Here is a 16,936-nt window from a genome sequence, read left to right as displayed (position 1 = left end):
AATTCTCCATAAATGATTAATTCACCGCGAAAAACGGGCGATTAACTCATTCACGGAAGACGCATAATCGAAGGTGCACCCTGAGGGTGGGCGGAGAAATGGCGCGAGGAGGAGGAATGCGCAGACGCGCGGCAATGGTCGGCGCCAACAGCGCCAGCAGCAGACCCAGCCCGAACAGCACGGTTTCGAACATTACCGGCGGCGCGGCCAGCAATGATTTGGCGCTCAGTTCACAGGGCGTCGGCTGCGCTTCGGCGGCGGCATCACTGGACTGAACGGCGGTAGCGGCCGGGATCCCCAGCGTTTGCTGCAGCGCATGCAGGCCCGCCATGCGCTGGGTCATGCACGTCAGCACCACCAGGCAAGCCAGGCATAAAAACCATTTTGCAATCCGCTGCCGTTTAACCATGCCATCCTCATGTTCAGATCTGGGGTTATCTTAGCGGCGCAGACGCGATTAGCAACGTTTTGTCGGTAAAGAAATGTCTGAGCGGCGGTATTGATGGCGGCGAATTACAGGTATCATAGAGGGTAAGCCTGCGCTTTTCGCCGGGTACAATGACGATTCTCTCCTCCAGGCACACTGCGGGGATACACAGCGAAGGACTGGTGATATGCAACCTTTGAGTGGGCCGGGCACCCCAATCGCCGGCGAGCGCCCCCCTTCCCCGGGCAAAACGGCGGCCACTGACGATCAACCCCTCTCTCCGGCGCAGCGCACAACGCTGGAAAAACTGATCGTGAAAATCATGACGCTCAGCCCAGTAAAATCGGCGGAGATCTGGGCGTCTCTGCGTCACGATCTCGGCGCCGACAAAGGCGGCGAACTGCTGGCGCGCCATTTTCAACCGGCGGAACAGCTGCTGCAAACGCGCCTGACGCAGGCGCAGCAAAACCATGCCGGGCGCCAACTGCTGCAACAGCTGGCCGAGTTGCTGCCGCAGGGCAATAATCGCCAGGCGGTCAGTGACTTTATTCGTCAACGGTTCGGCCATACGGTGTTGAGCCAGCTAAGCCCGCCGCAGCTGCAGCAGGTGCTGAATCTGTTGCAGACCGGCGGCCTGACCATTCCCCAACCGCAGCAAACCGCCACCAGCGATCGCCCGCTGCTGCCCGCAGAGCATCAAAGCCTGCAGCAGCAGGTCACCAAACTCAGCGCCGCGACCGGCGAAGCGCCGGCTAAAATTTGGCAAACGCTGTTCGATCTGGCGGGCGTGAAAACCAACGATCCGCTGCCGGCGCGCCACTTCCAGCTGCTGAACCAGTTTTTACAGGTGAAGGTGGCGCTCAGCCCGCAGAACGCGCCAACGCTGAACAACCTGCTGGCGGCGCTCAAACAGCCGGCGGATGAGCAAGAACTGCAGCAGATGAACGACTATTGCCAGACGCGCTTCAACTGCGGCGCCAACGCGCCGCTGACGCATCCGCAAATGAGCGACGCCATTCATCAGCTGTTTGCCCGCCGTCTGGAGAAAGCCGGCCAGGCGCAGCCGATCGCAAGCCCCTCTATCGAACCGCAGCCGCTGCTCAACCCGCTGATCGCCACCCTGCCTCTGCCGCTGCAAAAAGCGCTGAGCAAGCCCGCCGTGGCGCTGATCCTGCTGCTGTTGGCGTTGGCCGTCGTGCTGGCGCTGGTGTTTTAACGCCTCAGGCGCAGCCGCAGTCCGCTGCGGCCGCCCGGGAGCGCAGTGACCCCGGCAGTTCGCCGATGGCCAACGGATGGCCGTCGCGCAGCCAGAAATCCAGCCCGCCAATCAACTCCTTCACCCTAAACCCCAACTTCGCCAGCTTGTAGGCGCCTTTGGTGGAGCCGTTGCAGCCGATGCCGTCGCAGTAGGTCACATACACCTTTTGGCGATCCAGGTGCGCCGTGCCGGCTTCATCCATCAGGCGATGCGGCAAGCTGAGCGCGCCGGGGATATGCCCGGCGGCGTACAGCGCCTCCGCACGGGTGTCGATCACCACCATCCCGTCCACGCCATTGCGCAAATCTTCCGCCACGTCCCAGGCATCCGCATAGCGGCTCAGCTTGGCCGCCAGATAGGCCAGGCTCTCTTCCGGCGCTGCCGGCGGAAAGGCCAGCACCAAGGATTCTTTCGACATATCACTCACTCCCGTTGATCAAGACAGATGACAATAGTGCCCGATTTTGGTCTTATGATTGATACCCATTTTTTACTCATGATAAGACCCATTATGCGGCACACGCTGATCACGCTGTTTCAGCAATCGCCCCAGGCCATCGGCACGCTGCGCGATCGTCTGTGTGCGGCATTGCGGCAGGCCATCCACCACGGCGCATTGAGCGTTGGGCAACGGCTGCCCTCCAGCCGAGTGCTGGCTGGGGATCTGAACCTCTCAAGGGTGACCGTCGAAGCAGCCTACGGCCAGTTGGAGGCGGAGGGGTATTTGCAGCGCCGCGTCGGCCAGGGCACATTTGTGGCTATCCGCATCGCCAAATCGCCGCCGCCGGCGACCCGCACCGCCATGCCGCGCCTTTCGCTGCGCGGCCAACAGATCGTGCACACCGGCGGCTGCCGCGATCCGCAGCATCCTCAGGCCTTCGCAGCCGGCTCGCCGGACCTGCGCGCGTTTCCGCTGGCCCTGTGGAAGCAGTTGACCGCTCAACGCCTGCGCCTGCAGGGGGAAAGCCTGCTGCGCTACGGCGATCCGCAAGGCTATCTGCCGCTGCGCGAAGCCATTGCCGCCCACGTCAACCAAACGCGTGGCGTAGTCTGCGATGCGAGCCAGGTTATCGTGCTGACCAGTTCGCAGCAGGCGCTGCAAATGATCGCCACCTTACTGTTGGACAGCGGCGACAGCGTCTGGATGGAAGAGCCGGGTTACACCGGGGCGAGAAACGCCTTTATCAGCGCCGGCGCCGCGCTGACGCCGGTGGCGGTAGACGGCGATGGCCTGCGAGCAGAACCTTCCTTGCCCGATCCGCGTTTGATTTATCTGACGCCCTCGCACCAATACCCGACCGGCGCGGCGCTCAGCCTGGCACGCCGCTTAGCGTTGCTGGCGCAGGCGGAGCGGCAACAGGCCTGGATCATTGAAGACGATTACGACAGCGAGTTTCACTACGACGGGCTGCCGATTCCGGCGATGCAAGGCCTGGATCGCCATGGCCGGGTGCTCTATCTCGGCACCTTCTCCAAATCGTTGTTCCCTTCGCTGCGGCTGGCGTACCTGATCGTGCCGCCCGCGCTGGTCGCCCCCTTCGTCACCGCACGCACGGTCTATGACGGCCACAGCGCGCAATTGATGCAGGCGGTGACCGCCGAGTTCATTCGCCAGGGGCACTTCGCCGCGCATATTCGTTACATGCGCCAGCTCTACCACAGCCGGCGCGATGTGCTGCTGACGGAAGTGAGCGAAAAGCTGAGCCACTTCGCCACGGCCGCTCCCGCCGCCGGCGGCCTGCAGCTCAGCGTTTGGCTGCCGCCCGGCCGGGAGGCGGCGCTCAGCCAACAGGCGCGGCGGCTCGGCGTCCTTACGCCCGGGTTAACGGCGCAATACCAAACGGTTCAGGCCCAGCGCGACGGCTGGCTGCTGGGTTTTTCGGCCCTGACGCCGGGCGAGATCCGCAGCGCCGTCGAGCGGCTGGCTCGGATCGCCGCGGCTTAGCCCTGCCCCGGAGAGACGCCGGCCGGCTTATTGCTCGGTCAGGCGCATCTCCGCCACCAGCGGCAGGTGATCGCTCACCGCCGGCCAGTGCACGCCGTTCCAATCGCCGCTGGCGTTCGGCACCGTCAGGCTGTCCAGATGCCAACGCTGCGCATTGCCGCTAAAGATGTAATCCACCTTGATTTCGGCGTTTTCCGCCGGCCAGCTGCGGCCATCTTGCCCATTGGGCATGATATCGTTCCAATAGCGGCTCAGCTCCAGCCAGGTGACGCTGCCCGGCACGTCGTTCATGTCGCCGAACAGCAGTTTGATGCCGCGCACTTCGATGGTGCGATCGTTCAGCTCCCGCACCTGATCCAGACGCATCGTCGGATCTTCCTTGGTATCGAGGTGGGTGTTGAACAGGGTGATCGGCGTCGGGAACTCCGGCACATCAACCTTGGCGCTGAAGGCGATGCGCTGCTCGCGCTGGCCGGACGGCAACGGATAGATCACGGCGTCGTGCAGCGGATACTTCGAGAGAAACGCCAGTCCGTATTCACCGCCGTCGAAATCGATCGCCCGGCCGAACACCGCCTGCATGCCGGTCAGCTTCGCCAGTTCCGCCGCCTGATCGACCCGCCCGCTGCGGGCGGTGAGTTTATCCACCTCCTGCAGCGCCACCACGTCGACGTTCATCGCGCGAATCGCCTTGGCGATAGCGGTCATGTCGCTGACCTTGCCGGCGGCGATATTGAAGCTGGCGACGCGGATCTTCGGCGCCTGTTCCAGTTCGTAGGTTTTGTTCTTCAGGCCGCCCAACGCGCTGGCCACCTCGCGGCTGTTGGCGTTGCTGTTGGCGTGCCCGGTATCGGCGGACGACCAGGCGCTGTGAGAGATGCCCAGGGACAGTAAGGTGATGAGCAAAGCGTGACCGGTGTGCATGAATTCTCCTTGAGGGACAGATAAGTGTTATGCGGGCGCTTCCCGGCCCACAGCTAACACCGATTTTGCCGCAGAAACCTGCGACTATTTCCTAGTTGCACCGCTATTTTTCGTTTCTGCGCGATGCTTCGCATTCTGGCGGTTTACGCATTGCGCCGTTGGACAATCGGCTGATTTCGTTTTAAAACCGGTAGATTGCCAACCGCGAGGAGTTCCGATGACCAGCCCGATTGCCGAACAGCTTACCGAACGTTTCTTCCGCTACCTGGCCGTCACCAGCCAGAGCAACGCCGCCGCAACCGCCCTGCCCAGCACGCCGGGACAGCATGAGATGGCGCAACTGTTGGCGGACGAGCTGCGCCGGCTCGGCCTGGCCGACGTTCAAATCGACGAGCACGCCACCGTGACCGCCCGCAAGCCCGGCACCCAACCCGGCGCACCGCGCATCGGCTTCATCACGCATATCGACACCGTGGACGTCGGCCTGTCGCCCGAGATTCGCCCGCAGCGCCTGCGCTTCACCGGCGAGGATTTATGCCTGAACACCGAGCAGGACATCTGGCTGCGTACCGCCGAGCATCCGGAGATCCTGCCCTACCGGAACGAAGAGATCCTGTTCAGCGACGGCACCAGCGTGCTGGGCGCCGACAATAAGGCGGCAGTCACCGTGGTGATGACGCTGCTGGCCAACCTGACCGCGGCCGATCGCCACGGCGATATCGTGGTGGCGTTCGTGCCGGACGAAGAAATCGGCCTGCGCGGCGCCAAGGCGCTGGATCTGCAGCGTTTCCCCGTCGATTTCGCCTACACCATCGACTGCTGCGAACTGGGTGAAGTGGTGTACGAGAATTTCAACGCGGCGGCGGCGGAGATCCGCATCGAGGGGGTGACCGCCCACCCGATGTCGGCGAAAAACGTATTAATCAACCCGATACGCATCGCCAACGACATCATTAACCGATTCGATGTGCAGGATACTCCGGAGCACACCGAAGGGCGCGAGGGCTATTTCTGGTTCACCGATCTGGCCGCCAACGCCAATCAGGCGACGCTGAAGGTGTCGATTCGCGACTTCGAGCGCGCGGCGTTCGAGGCACGCAAAGCCCGCCTTGAGGAGACCGTGCGCCAGGTGGCGGCCAACTATCCGCGGGCCAACGTCAGCTGCAGCGTCAGCGACATCTACAGCAACATCAGCAACGCCATCGGCGAGGACCGGCGCGCCATCGATCTGATCTTCGGCGCCCTCGCCGCCCACGGCATCCCGCCGAAGGTGATCCCGATGCGCGGCGGCACCGACGGCGCGGCGCTCTCCAGCCGTGGCATCCTGACGCCCAATTACTTCACCGGCGCGCATAACTTCCACTCGCGCTTCGAGTTTTTACCCGTCAGCGCCTTCGTGAAATCCTATCAGGTGACCCGCAGCATTTGCCTGCTGGCCGCGCGACAAAGCGGCCAACCGGCTTAGCTCATCACCCAGCCGAGCAACGCGGCCCATACCAACAGCGGCAGCGAATAATAGTGGAAGCGCAACCAGATCTTGCGCTCCCCCGCCATGCGCAGCGCAATCAGGTTGGCGAGCGACCCGATCGCCAACCCGAAGCCGCCGGCGTTGACCGCATAGGCCAACTGAGCGCTCGAGGGCACATAGTTGAGCAACAGTATGGTGGCCGGCACGTTGCTGACGATCTGCGACAGCCCGACGCCCAACGCATACACGCTCCCCTCGCTCAGCCCGGCGATGGCGGCGAACGCCGGCTGAAGCGGCGGCAAACGGGTAAACAGGCCGACATCGATGAACATGGCGGCGAACACGAAAATCAGACTCCAGTCGATCTGCAACAGCACTCGGCGCGCCAGCAGCAAGAAACCGGCGAACACCGCCAGCAGCCCGTACAACGGCAGATCGAAATCGAGACACAGCAGGAAAACCGCATACAGCCCTACACAGCTCAGCAACAACGGCCGCTGGTAGGGATACCCCTCGGTATTCGGCGTTTTCACGATGTCGCGCGCCGGGAAGCTGAACCAGGTCAGCGCCAGCAGGCTCAACATCATTGCGGCGCCAAACGGCGCCATCTGGCCGATGAAACCGAGGAAAGAGAGGCCGGAGCGGCTCCACAGCAGGATATTTTGCGGGTTGCCGATCGGCGTCAGCAACGAACCGGCGTTCACCGCCAGCGCCTGGAAGATGATCAAGCGGCCAACCGGCAGCGCCGACAGCTTTTTTAGCGTGATGGTGAGCGGAATGACGATAAACAGCGCCACATCGTTGGTCAGAAACGACGACAGCAGCGCGGCGGAAAACACCAGGAACAGCGCCAGCCGCCGTTCGCTGTGCAAGCGGTTGATAATCTTGCGGCCGACAAAATCGAAGTAGCCGCTGACCTCCACCCCTTTGGTCAGCAGCATCAGCCCCAACAGGGTGATGAGGGTACGGCCGTCGATGAAACCACCCAGCGCCGACAGCGGTTGCGGATGAAAAGCGAACATCGCCACGCCGGCCAGCAGCAATGCATGCAAGAAGCGATCTTTGACAAAGGGGTGGATAAGCCGAGAAATGGCGGTTGAACTCATAGCGGCAGTGTGAACCTCACCGAAAAGAATGGGCAGACGTTAGCTCAGACGCGGCTTCAGCGCCAGCAAAATGCTATTTTACCTTTATCCGCTTTTCATTTGCCGCGCTTTACTTTATTTGTAGCGGCTTTCTCGTTTTCAAAGGACATGTTATGGCTTCCCTGTTCGCCAAAGGGGCGTTGCTCAGCGCCTTATGCGCCCTGCTCGCCGCCTGCGACGATGCCTCCTCCCGCCCGCAAATCGCTATCGACGGCAAGACCATGGGCACCTTCTACAGCGTTAAAGTCAGCGGTGACGTCGCGATCGGCAAGCAAGAACTGCAGCGGCAGATCGACGCGGTGCTCGAACGGGCCAACGACGATATCTCCACCTACCGCGCCGACTCGGTGCTGTCGCAATTTAACCGCAGCGCCAGCCTCGAGCCGCAGCCTATCCCGCGCGGCATGGCGGACATCGTATTGATGGCCCAACGCATCGGCCGCGATACCGGCGGCGCCATGGACATCACCGTCGGCCCACTGGTGAACCTGTGGGGGTTCGGCCCAGACAAGCATCCGGTCAAGGTGCCGGAACAGGCGCAGATCGACGCGGCGAAGCAGAACATCGGCCTGCAGCACCTGAAGCTGATCAGCGACAATCGCGGGGAGTGGCTGCAAAAAGATCTGCCGGGCATGTATGTCGATCTCTCGACGCTGGGCGAAGGCTATGGTGCCGATGAGCTGGTGCGCCTGATGAACCGTCACGGCATTACCAACTACCTGGTGTCGGTAGGCGGCGCGGTCTCTTCACGCGGCGTCAACGGCCAGGGCAAACCCTGGCGGGTGGCGATCCAAAAGCCGACCGACCGTGAAAATGCGGTGCAGGCGCTGGTGGATCTGCACGGTTACGGCATCAGCACCGCCGGCAGCTACCGCAACTACTTCGAACAAAACGGCCAGCGTTACTCCCATGTCATCGATCCGACCACCGGCAGGCCGATAAACCACCGACTGGTTTCCGCCACGGTGATCGCCCCGACCGCACTCGAGGCCGACGGCTGGGATACCGGCTTGATGGTGCTGGGCCCGGAGAAAGCGTTGCAGCTCGCAGAAGAGAAAGGGCTGGCGGTCTACCTGATCAGCAAAACCGACGACGGTTTCAGCGCCGTGATGACGCCGCAGTTCAAAGCATTTTTAGTGCAGTGAGATAAAAAAGCCCGGCGCGCAATGGCCGGGCTTATTCCTGTTCCGCGCCGATCACTTGGTCAGCGCGATGATACCGAGGGTCAGACCGGCAACCGCCGCCGCACCGCCGGCGATCGCGCCCGCGGTTTCCCAGTTATCCTGAGTGGTGCCCTTCATACAGGTGTTGGTGTGCACCAGACGCCCCTGGTCATCGTAGACCGGCACGCAGGGAGAATCGGTGGCGCATCCGGCCAACACGGCCGACAGTAACCCAACCGCAATTAACTTTTTCATACTTCTTGCCTCAATGTTCGATCACTTTAGAAAGCTACGCCGAGCGATAATCACGCTACCTGGCTATTGTATGCCCAACGCGTGTAATGGCGAGGTAATGATGTGTCAGGGGATGTGATTTGGGAAAACTCCGAGCGCCCGGCCGGTGGGCTTCGGGCAGTAAAAAGCCCGCGAAAACGCGGGCTTGTTGGCGGAATGACGCGCCGGCGGGATTATTTCGCCAGTTTGCGCATCACCAGCGTGGCGTTGGTGCCGCCGAAGCCGAAGCTGTTGGACATCACGGTGGTCAGCTCGCGCTGGGTCGGCTGAGTCACGATGTTCATGCCGGCCGCCTGTTCATCCAGGGTTTCGATGTTGATGCTCGGCGCGATAAAGCCGTGCTCCAGCATCAGCAGGCTGTAGATCGCTTCCTGCACGCCCGCAGCGCCCAGCGAGTGGCCGGTCATCGCCTTGGTGGAGGAGATGGCCGGGGTATTGTCGCCGAACACTTCACGAATGGCGCCCAGCTCTTTCACGTCACCTACCGGCGTAGAGGTGCCGTGCACGTTGATGTAATCGATCGGCGCATCCAGATCCTGCATCGCCATCTTCATGCAGCGCACTGCGCCTTCACCCGAAGGGGCAACCATGTCGGCGCCGTCGGAAGTCGCGCCGTAGCCGACGATTTCCGCATAGATGTGCGCGCCGCGCGCCAGCGCGTGCTCCAGCTCTTCAACCACCACCATGCCGCCGCCGCCGGCGATGACGAAACCGTCACGATCGGCGTCATAGGTGCGGGACGCTTTTTCCGGCGTGTCGTTGTATTTGGTGGACAACGCGCCCATCGCATCGAACTCGCAGGCCATTTCCCAGCACAGCTCTTCGCCGCCGCCGGCGAACACGATGTCCTGTTTGCCCAGCTGGATTTGCTCAACCGCGTTGCCGATGCAGTGCGCGGAGGTGGCGCAAGCGGAGCTGATGGAGTAGTTCACGCCGTGGATTTTGAACGGCGTTGCCAGGCAGGCGGAAACGCCGGAAGCCATGGCCTTGGTCACCACGTACGGGCCAACCGCTTTCAGGCCGCGCGGGCTGCGCATCGCATCGGCGCCGAACACCTGGAAGCGCGGAGAACCGCCGCCGGAACCGGCGATCAGGCCTACGCGCGGGTTGTTTTGATACTCTTCTTCCTTCAGGCCGGAAGACGCGATCGCTTCTTGCATCGCCAGGAAGGCATAAATGGAAGCGTCGCTCATGAAACGCACCGCCTTGCGGTCGATCAGGCCGGTAGTGTCGAGCTTAACTTGCCCCCATACGTGACTACGCATGCCGGAATCTTTCAGCTCCTGGGAGAAAGTGATCCCAGAACGTCCTTCCTGCAGGCTTGCCAGGACCTCCTGCTGGTTATTACCAATGCTGGAGACAACTCCCAGGCCAGTAATCACTGCACGTTTCATTCAATACCTCTTCCACTATTTACCTACGGGATTTTGCATCGCACTTTAGCGTACAGATGTAAGCCGAACAAGTCCGATCAGCGTTTTTCAGCTTTATTGTTGTCCAGTTTGCGCCGGGGCGCCAGCGCCGTTAGAATTCGCGGCATCCCTTGAATTTCGAGCCATTGACCGTGAACCACGCCCCCATCCAAACCGCAACGCTAACCTGGAACGAACAGGGTACACCTGTTTCGAAACAGTTTGATGACGTCTATTTTTCCAATCAGGATGGGCTGGAAGAAACTCGCTACGTCTTCCTGCACGGCAATCGGCTGCCGCAACGTTTCGCCGCCCATCCGCGTTCGCTGTTTGTCGTGGCGGAAACCGGGTTCGGCACCGGGCTCAATTTCCTCACGCTGTGGCAGGCCTTCGCCGGCTTCCGTCAAGCCGAGCCGGACGCGACGCTGCAGCGCCTGCACTTTATCAGCTTCGAAAAATTCCCCCTGCAGCAGGCTGACCTGGCGGCGGCGCATGCACGCTGGCCGGAGTTGGCGCCTTATGCCGACGAGCTGCGCGCCCAGTGGCCGCTGCCGTTGCCGGGTTGCCATCGCCTGCTGTTAGCCGAAGGCCGCATTACGCTCGATCTGTGGTTCGGCGACGTCAACGATCTGCTGCCGCAGTTTGACGCCAGCATGAATAACCAGGTGGATGCCTGGTTCCTCGACGGTTTCGCGCCGGCAAAAAACCCCGACATGTGGACCGATCAACTGTTCGTCGCCATGGCGCGCTTCGCCCGGCCGGGAGGCAGCTTCGCCACCTTTACCGCCGCCGGCTTCGTGCGCCGCGGCTTGCAACAGGCCGGTTTTCAGGTCAACCGCTGCAAAGGCTTCGGCCAAAAGCGTGAGATGCTCGCCGGCGAGCTCCCGGCCGATGCGCAGCCCGCCGCACATCCGGCGCCCTGGTATCGACGCCCGGCGGCGGACAACACCGCCGACATCGCCCTGATCGGCGGCGGCGTCGCCAGCGCGCTCACCGCGCTGGCCTTGCTGCGCCGCGGCGCCACCGTCACGCTGTACTGCGCCGATGAGCAGGCGGCCGAGGGCGCATCCGGCAACCGCCAGGGCGCGATTTATCCTTTGCTGAACGGCAGCGGCGACGCGCTGGAGAGCTTTTTCAGCGCCGCGTTTCCCTTCGCCCGCCGCCAGTACGATGCCCTGTTGCAACAAGGCGTCGCCTTTGATCACCAGTGGTGCGGCGTCAGCCAGTTGGCCTATGACGAAAAGAGCGGCGCCAAGATCGCCAATATGCTGAAAGCCGACTGGCCGCAGGCCTTGGCGATGGCGGCCGACCGCGAGACGCTCAGCGAACGGTGCGGTGTTGATACCGGCTTTGGCGGCATCACCTACCCGCTAGGCGGCTGGCTCTGCCCGGCCGAGCTGACGCGCGGCGCTATCGCGCTGGCGCAGCGTCAGGGCTTGGTCTGCCACTACCGGCACGATGCACAGAGGCTGACGCAGGAAGAAAACGGCTGGCGCATCGATTTCGCCAACGGCGACAGCCGATGCCATGCGACGGTGATCCTGGCCAACGGCCATCGGTTGGCCGAACTGGCGCCGACGGAAGCCCTGCCGCTGTATTCGGTACGCGGGCAGGTGTCGCATATCCCAAGCTCGCCGGCCCTCGGTCAATTGAAACAGGTATTGTGTTACGACGGTTACCTGACGCCGGTTAATGCCAACAACGGCCACCACTGCATTGGCGCCAGCTACCAGCGCGGCGACATCGCCACCGACTACCGCGAGCAGGAGCAACAGGAGAACCGCGAGCGCCTGCTGCGCTGTCTACCGGAGCAGTCCTGGCCGCAGCAGGTGGACGTCAGCGCTCATCAGGCGCGCTGCGGCGTGCGCAGCGCCACCCGCGATCATCTGCCGATGGTCGGCGCGCTGCCGGACTATCAGGCCACGCTGGCACAGTATCAGGATTTGCAGCGGCAGAACCAGCGCGGCGAAACCGTCGCCGATGCGCCGCTCTATCCCGGTCTGTTCGCTATCGGCGGGTTAGGCTCGCGCGGCTTGTGTTCGGCGCCGTTGGCGGCGGAAATTTTGGCGGCGCAGCTGTTCGGCGAGCCGTTGCCGGGCGATGCGCGCCTGCTGGCGGCGTTGAATCCGAATCGGATGTGGGTGCGGAAATTGCTGAAAGGGCGTGCGGTTTAATCAACCTTGAGGGGCGCGGCGACGCGCCCCGGCATGACGATCAGGCGGCAGGGGCTGCAGCCTGATAGAGGTTTTCCCACATGCCGCGCACCAGGATCTGATCCGGCGGCGAGAGTTCCCCGGCGGCGATCGCTTTGTGCAGGCTCTCCTCCACCCGCGCTTTCAGCGCTTCGGCGGTGTGTTCGCCCTGCTCTTCCGCCTCGGCCACCGCCAGCGTCAGATGACCGCGCAGGTAGCCACCGGCAAACAGTTCATCATCGCTGGCGTGCTCTACCATGTCATCAATCAGCGCCAAAATGCGCGCTTCAAATTCTGCGATCATCAAATTTCCTCATTAAATAACGGGCTGTGGCGTCAGTTGAGATCTTCCGGATACGGAAAGTGCTCGGCCGCCAACGGTGGCGTATTGTAGAACGATTGCAACGCCTGAATAAAGCGCGCAGGCCTTGTGGGTATTCCCTGCTCCAGCAGCGCCAATACCCGGGCGCGCACCTTGCGTTGGAACGCGATGCGATCCGGCTCGCAGTCGCCGTTCAGGTTGTCGCAGCTGACGTTGAACGGGAAACCGGCCGCCACGCAGAACATCCATTCCAGCGCCTGCGGTTTGATCTCCACCGCTTCGAATTCACTCTGGGTTTGCGCGTCGCGCCCGTCCGGGCAATACCAGTAACCGAAGTCCACCAGTTGGCGGCGCGCTTCGCCGGCGATGCACCAGTGCGAAATTTCATGCAGGCCGCTGGCGTAGAAGCCGTGGGCGAACACGATGCGGTGATACGGCAATTCGTCGTCGGCCGGCAGGTAGATAGGTTCGTCGTCGCCCTTCACCAGGCGGGTGTTGTAGTCATCGCTGAAGCACTGATTGAAGATCTCGATCAGCTGTTCATAGCGATGACGGGTCTGCGTGTCTGACATAAAAACTCTATAACCACAAAAATAAAGAGGCCATTATACCCGATAAGACAGGGCGCGTAAGCAACGCCCCCTCTTCATCTTTAACCGTGCACCAAGGCGGTCAACCACTGCTGAATTTCCGCGCCGTGATTGTCGTAAAGCAGCTTGAGGCTCATCACCAGCGAGACGATCACGATCATCGGCCGAATCAATTTCTGGCCACGGGTCAGCACCATGTGCGCGCCCAAACGCGCCCCCAGCACCTGCCCCACCAGCATCACCAGACCGATGCTCCACACCACCTTGCCGCCGATGATGAACAGCGCCAACCCGCCGACGTTGGAGGTAAAGTTCAGCACTTTGGCGTGCGCCGTAGACTTGGCGAGGTTGAAACCGCACAGCGTCACGTAGGCCAGCGCGTAGAATGAGCCGGCGCCGGGGCCAAAGAAACCGTCGTAAAACCCGACGCAACCGCCGGCTACCAGCCCGAACGGCAAGGCGCCGAGGCGGCGTTGACGATCTTCCTCACCCAGTCGCGGCATCAACAAGAAATAGAGACCGATGCCGATCACCAGCAGCGGCAACATCTGCCGCAGCAAATCGGCGCGCATGTGCTGCACCAGAATCGCACCGGCGATCGAGCCGATCAGCGTCAGAAAAATCGTCAGCTTCTGGTCGTTGAGGTTCACCGCTCGCCGACGAATGAAGTACAGACTGGCGGAGAAAGAGCCGCCGACCGACTGCAGCTTATTGGTCGCCAGCGCCTGCGCCGGAGGAACCCCCACTGCCAGCAAGGCCGGCACCGTCAGTAATCCGCCGCCGCCGGCGATGGAGTCGATAAACCCCGCCAGCAGCGCTACCGCAAACAACACCCCGAGCATCTCGGGGCCAATGACGAACCAGTCCATGTGTTATTCCGCTGAGAAATGGTGATCCAGCAATGCCTGACAGGTAGGCGGTAACGGCGGCGGCACGGGTTTGCCCGGCTTCGCGTTCGGCTGATGCGGTACGAACCAGCTCGCCAGTTCGGCGCCGCAGCCATCGCCCGGCGGCGGCGTATCCTGCTCCTGGCACTCCAGGCTGCCGGCCGGACAACGCAGACGCACGTGCATGTGCGCACGGTGGCCGAACCACGGCCGCACCTTGTGCAGCCAGGCGCGATCGGCGCCGGCGTCCAGGCACAGACGCTGCTTGATCGCCGGGTTGACGAAGATGCGCGTCACGTCCGCATCCTGCGCCGCCAGTTTGATCAGCGACTCAATCTGCGGTTGCCATTGGCTCGCCACCACCTGTTTGCCGTCGCCCGACACCAGGTCGATCGGCTGCGGCTTGAGCAATTGCTGCGCGCTCCAGCGTTGGCGCGGCAGCTGCAGCCAGATGTCGACGTCGAGCCCAGACTGGTGGCTGGCGTGGCCGCTGCTGAAGCGCCCGCCGGCCGGCATCGCCATGTCGCCGATCAGCACCGTGCCCAGCGCTTTCTGGTTCGCTTTGCTGCTGAGGCGCTGTATGAACGCCAGCAGATCCGGATGGCCGAAATAGCGGCGCTGGTCGGTACGCATCACCTGATAGTCCGGTGAATTCAGCGGCAACGGCTGCGCGCCGATGATGCAGCCGTTGGCGAAACCGCCCACCGCCTGCGGCGCGCCGGCCACCGGATGGTCGATTTTCTGCCACGGCGTCAGCGCCATGGCGGAAGCGGAGGCCGTCAGGGCCACCAGGCCCAACATCCAGTTTTTCATAGCGATTACCAGCGAGGCACGTCGGAAACCACATCACCGTTTTGCGCACGCTGGCGCAGCAGGTGATCCATCAACACGATCGCCATCATCGCTTCGGCGATCGGTACGGCGCGGATGCCCACGCACGGATCGTGGCGACCGCGGGTCACCATTTCCACCGCTTCCCCGTGGCGATTGATGGTGCGGCCCGGCACCATGATGCTGGAGGTCGGCTTCAGCGCCAGATGCGCGATCACCGGTTGGCCGCTGCTGATGCCGCCGAGAATGCCGCCGGCATGGTTGCTTTGGAAGCCTTCCGGGGTGATTTCATCGCGGTTTTCGCTGCCGCGTTTGGTCACCACGGCGAATCCGTCGCCGATCTCCACGCCTTTCACCGCGTTGATGCTCATCAGCGCGTGCGCCAGATCGGCATCGAGGCGGTCAAACACCGGCTCGCCCAGGCCAACCGGCACGTTTTCCGCAATCACGCTGACCTTGGCGCCGATGGAGTCACCCTCTTTTTTCAGCGCGCGCATCAGTTCGTCCAGCGCTTCCAGCTTGTCCGGATCCGGGCAGAAGAACGGGTTCTGTTCGACCTGATCCCAGTCTTTCAGCTCGCAGGTCACGTCGCCGATCTGCGCCAGATAGCCGCGCACCTGCACGCCGAACTTCTGCTGCAGGTATTTCTTGGCGATAGCGCCCGCCGCGACGCGCATGGCGGTTTCACGCGCCGAAGAGCGGCCGCCGCCGCGATAGTCGCGCAGACCGTATTTCTGTTCGTAGGTGTAGTCGGCATGCCCGGGACGGAACACGTCTTTGATGGCGCTGTAGTCTTGCGAGCGCTGATCGGTGTTTTCAATGATCAGACCGATGCTGGTGCCGGTGGTCACGCCTTCGAATACGCCGGAGAGAATGCGCACCTGATCCGGTTCGCGACGCTGGGTGGTGTAACGCGAGGTGCCCGGACGACGGCGGTCCAGATCGTGTTGCAAATCGGCTTCGGTGAGCGGGATGCCGGGCGGCACGCCGTCGACGATACAACCCAGCGCCACCCCGTGAGATTCACCGAAGGTGGTGACGCGGAAAATCTGCCCAATACTGTTTCCTGCCATCACGGCTCCTTACCGTTAGTCTTTTATCGTTATGAGGCCCGCCATGCGGGCCTTGGAAATGCGGCTTAGCTGCGATAGAGGCTGAAGTGATCCTTGCAATCCACCAGCTGCTGTTTGGTCAGCATGAACACGCCGTCGCCGCCGTTTTCGAATTCCAGCCAGGTGAACGGGATGTCCGGATATTGTTCCATCAGATGTACCATGCTGTTGCCCACTTCACAAATCAGCACGCCGTCGTCGGTCAGGTAGTCCGGCGCGCACGCCAGGATGCGGCGCACCAGCTTCAGGCCGTCGCTGCCCGCCGCCAACCCCAGTTCCGGCTCAAAGCGGAACTCCTGCGGCAGATCCGACATGTCTTCCGCATCGACGTACGGCGGGTTGGTGACGATCAGATCGTACTGGATCGCGGGAACGTCGCGGAACAGATCGGAACGGATCGGGATCACCTGGTGCTCGACGCCGTGCGCCTGAATATTGCGCTCGGTCACCGCCAGCACTTCGCTGGAGATGTCCACCGCGTCCACTTCCGCTTCCGGGAAAGCGTAGCCACAGGCGATGGCGATGCAGCCGCTGCCGGTGCACATGTCGAGAATATGGCGCGGCGGGTGCGGGATCAGCGCGCTGAAACGATCGTTGATCAACTCGCCGATCGGCGAGCGCGGCACCAGCACGCGTTCGTCGACGTAGAATTCCATGCCGCAGAACCAGGCCTTGTTGGTCAGGTAGGCGACCGGGATACGCTCGTTGACGCGGCGGATCACGCGCTCAACGATGCGATGGCGCTCGCTGGAAGTCAGACGAGCGGTATGCATGTCCTCCGGAATGTCCAACGGCAGAAACAGGCTTGGCAGCACCAATTGCACCGCTTCGTCCCACGGATTGTCGGTTCCGTGACCATAATAGATATTGGCGGCGTTGAAACGGCTTACCGTCCAGCGCAGCATATCTTGAATGGTGTGCAGTTCGTTCACTGCTTCGTCGACGAAAATTTTGTCCAATTTGCCC

General features: G+C 62.3%; 17 protein-coding genes. 5 read left to right on the top strand and 12 right to left on the bottom strand.

Features of this window, described 5'->3' with window-relative positions:
* Positions 1–46: 46 nt before the first annotated feature.
* On the bottom strand, positions 47–409 hold the full coding sequence (locus ACJ8J1_RS02295) for a hypothetical protein (protein WP_033639760.1): 363 nt from the start codon (positions 407–409) through the stop codon (positions 47–49).
* Between the two features lie 205 nt (positions 410–614).
* On the opposite strand from ACJ8J1_RS02295, the gene flk reads away from it, so the two are divergent.
* A complete protein-coding gene (gene flk, locus ACJ8J1_RS02290) occupies positions 615–1,643 on the top strand; it encodes a flagella biosynthesis regulator Flk (protein WP_033643901.1) in 1,029 nt (342 codons plus the stop codon).
* Positions 1,644–1,647: 4 nt separating this feature from the next.
* Here the strand turns inward: flk and ACJ8J1_RS02285 are convergent, their stop codons facing one another.
* Complete coding sequence (locus ACJ8J1_RS02285; RefSeq protein ID WP_033643902.1) at positions 1,648–2,103, bottom strand: rhodanese-like domain-containing protein; 456 nt, start codon at positions 2,101–2,103, stop codon at positions 1,648–1,650.
* 93 nt (positions 2,104–2,196) lie between these two features.
* On the opposite strand from ACJ8J1_RS02285, the gene pdxR reads away from it, so the two are divergent.
* Positions 2,197–3,630 (top strand): MocR-like pyridoxine biosynthesis transcription factor PdxR, encoded by a 1,434-nt coding sequence (pdxR, locus tag ACJ8J1_RS02280; RefSeq protein WP_187307471.1) that lies wholly within the window; start codon positions 2,197–2,199, stop codon positions 3,628–3,630.
* A 27-nt stretch (positions 3,631–3,657) separates the two neighbouring features.
* On the opposite strand, the gene ACJ8J1_RS02275 is transcribed toward pdxR, so the two are convergent.
* A complete protein-coding gene (locus tag ACJ8J1_RS02275; protein ID WP_016926861.1) occupies positions 3,658–4,554 on the bottom strand; it encodes an endonuclease/exonuclease/phosphatase family protein in 897 nt (298 codons plus the stop codon).
* Between the two features lie 217 nt (positions 4,555–4,771).
* Here ACJ8J1_RS02275 and pepT point away from each other — a divergent pair, with 217 nt between their 5' ends.
* Positions 4,772–6,019, top strand: coding sequence for a peptidase T (pepT, locus tag ACJ8J1_RS02270; protein ID WP_033643904.1), 1,248 nt, complete (start codon positions 4,772–4,774; stop codon positions 6,017–6,019).
* Here the strand turns inward: pepT and ACJ8J1_RS02265 are convergent.
* Positions 6,016–7,128, bottom strand: a complete 1,113-nt coding sequence (locus tag ACJ8J1_RS02265; protein ID WP_033643905.1) for an SLC13 family permease — start codon at positions 7,126–7,128, stop codon at positions 6,016–6,018. The two genes, pepT and ACJ8J1_RS02265, sit on opposite strands and share 4 nt — an antisense overlap.
* A 152-nt stretch (positions 7,129–7,280) precedes the next feature.
* On the opposite strand from ACJ8J1_RS02265, the gene apbE reads away from it, so the two are divergent.
* Positions 7,281–8,312 (top strand): FAD:protein FMN transferase ApbE, encoded by a 1,032-nt coding sequence (gene apbE, locus ACJ8J1_RS02260; RefSeq protein WP_033643906.1) that lies wholly within the window; start codon positions 7,281–7,283, stop codon positions 8,310–8,312.
* Between the two features lie 51 nt (positions 8,313–8,363).
* Here apbE and ACJ8J1_RS02255 read toward each other — a convergent pair whose 3' ends face one another.
* Both ACJ8J1_RS02255 and fabB read right to left on the bottom strand, forming a co-directional pair.
* Complete coding sequence (locus ACJ8J1_RS02255) at positions 8,364–8,585, bottom strand: hypothetical protein (protein WP_004936201.1); 222 nt, start codon at positions 8,583–8,585, stop codon at positions 8,364–8,366.
* 212 nt (positions 8,586–8,797) lie between these two features.
* On the bottom strand, positions 8,798–10,018 hold the full coding sequence (gene fabB, locus ACJ8J1_RS02250; protein ID WP_016926857.1) for a beta-ketoacyl-ACP synthase I: 1,221 nt from the start codon (positions 10,016–10,018) through the stop codon (positions 8,798–8,800).
* A gap of 170 nt (positions 10,019–10,188) precedes the next feature.
* Between fabB and mnmC the strand changes: the two genes are divergently transcribed.
* On the top strand, positions 10,189–12,210 hold the full coding sequence (mnmC, locus tag ACJ8J1_RS02245; RefSeq protein ID WP_033644330.1) for a bifunctional tRNA (5-methylaminomethyl-2-thiouridine)(34)-methyltransferase MnmD/FAD-dependent 5-carboxymethylaminomethyl-2-thiouridine(34) oxidoreductase MnmC: 2,022 nt from the start codon (positions 10,189–10,191) through the stop codon (positions 12,208–12,210).
* Positions 12,211–12,250: 40 nt separating this feature from the next.
* Here the strand turns inward: mnmC and ACJ8J1_RS02240 are convergent, their stop codons facing one another.
* From ACJ8J1_RS02240 to prmB, 6 genes are all read right to left on the bottom strand, one after another.
* Positions 12,251–12,532, bottom strand: coding sequence for a YfcL family protein (locus tag ACJ8J1_RS02240; RefSeq protein ID WP_033643907.1), 282 nt, complete (start codon positions 12,530–12,532; stop codon positions 12,251–12,253).
* Positions 12,533–12,564: 32 nt separating this feature from the next.
* The gene (locus tag ACJ8J1_RS02235) at positions 12,565–13,122 is read right to left on the bottom strand and encodes an elongation factor P hydroxylase (RefSeq protein WP_033643908.1); all 558 of its coding nucleotides are present in this window, start codon (positions 13,120–13,122) and stop codon (positions 12,565–12,567) included.
* Positions 13,123–13,202: 80 nt separating this feature from the next.
* The gene (locus ACJ8J1_RS02230) at positions 13,203–14,009 is read right to left on the bottom strand and encodes a sulfite exporter TauE/SafE family protein (protein ID WP_025303718.1); all 807 of its coding nucleotides are present in this window, start codon (positions 14,007–14,009) and stop codon (positions 13,203–13,205) included.
* A gap of 3 nt (positions 14,010–14,012) precedes the next feature.
* The gene (mepA, locus tag ACJ8J1_RS02225) at positions 14,013–14,840 is read right to left on the bottom strand and encodes a penicillin-insensitive murein endopeptidase (protein ID WP_025303719.1); all 828 of its coding nucleotides are present in this window, start codon (positions 14,838–14,840) and stop codon (positions 14,013–14,015) included.
* Positions 14,841–14,845: 5 nt separating this feature from the next.
* A complete protein-coding gene (gene aroC, locus ACJ8J1_RS02220) occupies positions 14,846–15,931 on the bottom strand; it encodes a chorismate synthase (RefSeq protein WP_033643909.1) in 1,086 nt (361 codons plus the stop codon).
* A 65-nt stretch (positions 15,932–15,996) separates the two neighbouring features.
* A complete protein-coding gene (gene prmB / locus ACJ8J1_RS02215; RefSeq protein WP_025160157.1) occupies positions 15,997–16,929 on the bottom strand; it encodes a 50S ribosomal protein L3 N(5)-glutamine methyltransferase in 933 nt (310 codons plus the stop codon).
* Positions 16,930–16,936: the final 7 nt, after the last annotated feature.

This window comes from Serratia sp. CY37869, from assembly GCF_052168895.1.
Classification (GTDB): domain Bacteria; phylum Pseudomonadota; class Gammaproteobacteria; order Enterobacterales; family Enterobacteriaceae; genus Serratia; species Serratia ureilytica.
This window is presented reverse-complemented; position numbering and strand designations above follow the sequence as displayed.

What these genes read in the sequence shown, in the direction of transcription:
- ACJ8J1_RS02295 (WP_033639760.1), bottom strand. Translation starts at nt 409, where the DNA reads ATGGTTAAACGGCAGCGGATTGCAAAATGGTTTTTATGCCTGGCTTGC.
- flk (WP_033643901.1), top strand. Translation starts at nt 615, where the DNA reads ATGCAACCTTTGAGTGGGCCGGGCACCCCAATCGCCGGCGAGCGCCCC.
- ACJ8J1_RS02285 (WP_033643902.1), bottom strand. Translation starts at nt 2,103, where the DNA reads ATGTCGAAAGAATCCTTGGTGCTGGCCTTTCCGCCGGCAGCGCCGGAA.
- pdxR (WP_187307471.1), top strand. Translation starts at nt 2,197, where the DNA reads ATGCGGCACACGCTGATCACGCTGTTTCAGCAATCGCCCCAGGCCATC.
- ACJ8J1_RS02275 (WP_016926861.1), bottom strand. Translation starts at nt 4,554, where the DNA reads ATGCACACCGGTCACGCTTTGCTCATCACCTTACTGTCCCTGGGCATC.
- pepT (WP_033643904.1), top strand. Translation starts at nt 4,772, where the DNA reads ATGACCAGCCCGATTGCCGAACAGCTTACCGAACGTTTCTTCCGCTAC.
- ACJ8J1_RS02265 (WP_033643905.1), bottom strand. Translation starts at nt 7,128, where the DNA reads ATGAGTTCAACCGCCATTTCTCGGCTTATCCACCCCTTTGTCAAAGAT.
- apbE (WP_033643906.1), top strand. Translation starts at nt 7,281, where the DNA reads ATGGCTTCCCTGTTCGCCAAAGGGGCGTTGCTCAGCGCCTTATGCGCC.
- ACJ8J1_RS02255 (WP_004936201.1), bottom strand. Translation starts at nt 8,585, where the DNA reads ATGAAAAAGTTAATTGCGGTTGGGTTACTGTCGGCCGTGTTGGCCGGA.
- fabB (WP_016926857.1), bottom strand. Translation starts at nt 10,018, where the DNA reads ATGAAACGTGCAGTGATTACTGGCCTGGGAGTTGTCTCCAGCATTGGT.
- ACJ8J1_RS02240 (WP_033643907.1), bottom strand. Translation starts at nt 12,532, where the DNA reads ATGATCGCAGAATTTGAAGCGCGCATTTTGGCGCTGATTGATGACATG.
- ACJ8J1_RS02235 (WP_033643908.1), bottom strand. Translation starts at nt 13,122, where the DNA reads ATGTCAGACACGCAGACCCGTCATCGCTATGAACAGCTGATCGAGATC.
- ACJ8J1_RS02230 (WP_025303718.1), bottom strand. Translation starts at nt 14,009, where the DNA reads ATGGACTGGTTCGTCATTGGCCCCGAGATGCTCGGGGTGTTGTTTGCG.
- mepA (WP_025303719.1), bottom strand. Translation starts at nt 14,840, where the DNA reads ATGAAAAACTGGATGTTGGGCCTGGTGGCCCTGACGGCCTCCGCTTCC.
- aroC (WP_033643909.1), bottom strand. Translation starts at nt 15,931, where the DNA reads ATGGCAGGAAACAGTATTGGGCAGATTTTCCGCGTCACCACCTTCGGT.